1 protein-coding gene is annotated in these 504 nt (G+C 74.4%); it reads left to right on the forward strand.

What is annotated here, in order from left to right; translation table 11 throughout:
- On the forward strand, positions 1 to 504 hold a 504-nt coding region (locus tag RF644_RS18925; RefSeq protein WP_368797676.1), incomplete at both ends, for an NAD-dependent epimerase/dehydratase family protein.

Raw genomic sequence — 504 nt, forward strand, 5'->3', positions numbered from 1 at the left:
GCGGCGCGGTCTACGAGGACGACCGAGGACGCAGCTTCGACACCCAGGACCGGCCCGACGGCTTTCCCCGTTACCCGGTGCCGATTCCGGAGGCCCAGAGCACCGTGGCCGCCGGGGAGTCGACGTACGGCACGCGGAAGGTGGCGCTGGAGCAGGAGCTGCTGGCCGCCGGTGACGAGCTGCCCGTGACGCTGCTGCGGGCGGGCGCCGTCCACGGGCCGCACTGCCGCACCCCGCGTGAGCTGTACTTCGTCAAGCGGGCACTGGACGGCCGCCAGGTACGAGTGCTGGCGTACGGCGGGCTCAGCAGGTTCCATCCCGTCCACGTGTCCAACGTGGCGGAACTGGTCCGGCTGTCGGCCCGCCGGCCCGGCTCGCGGGTGCTGAACGCGGGTGACCCGGACGCGCCCACGGTGGCCGAGATCGGCGACGCGATCGACGCGCTGCTCGGCCGGCGGACCGAGACCGTCCTCGTCGACGGGCCGCCGCCGTCGCCGTCGGTGG

Source organism: Kocuria sp. CPCC 205258 (genome assembly GCF_040981005.1).
GTDB classification, from domain to species: Bacteria; Actinomycetota; Actinomycetes; order Actinomycetales; family Micrococcaceae; genus Kocuria; species Kocuria rosea.